We start from the raw sequence: 468 nt of genomic DNA, 5'->3' as shown, positions 1-468 counted from the left end.
TTGTGAAAGGGGAACACAAGCGGCAGTTTGCCTATGAGGCCCACACGGCCTGTGACAAGCACGGCTTTGTGCTGGAAGCCGTGGTTACCCCCGGCAATGTACATGACAGCGTGGCGTTTGATGAAGTCTATGAGCGAGTAACAGCAAATTTCCCTGAAACCGAGACTATTGTTGCCGATTCCGCCTACAAGACCCCTCATATCTGCAAAAAGGTGTTTGAGGATGGACGTGTACTCTCCACCGCCTACAAGCGGCCGCAGACCATGAAGGGCGGCCACGAGTGGTGGAAGTATGTGTATGACGAGTACTATGACTGCGTGCTCTGCCCGGAGCACCAGGTGTTGACCTACCGCACCACAAACCGGGACGGCTACCGGGAGTACCGAAGCGATCCTCGCATCTGTGTCAACTGTCCCACACGCCATCTGTGCACCCGTTCCAAAGACTGTGTCAAAACGGTGCAGCGCC

1 protein-coding gene is annotated in these 468 nt (G+C 55.8%); it reads left to right on the top strand.

What is annotated here, in order from left to right; all coding sequences use genetic code 11:
* Positions 1 to 468, top strand: a 468-nt coding sequence (locus tag H7U37_RS15270; RefSeq protein WP_204877013.1) for a transposase, incomplete at both ends; no start/stop codon positions are given.

The organism is Pseudoflavonifractor phocaeensis (genome assembly GCF_016901735.1).
Taxonomy (GTDB): Bacteria; Bacillota; Clostridia; order Oscillospirales; family Oscillospiraceae; genus Pseudoflavonifractor_A.
The sequence above is the reverse complement of the archived record's forward strand: the minus strand, read 5'-3'. Positions and strand labels throughout refer to the sequence as shown.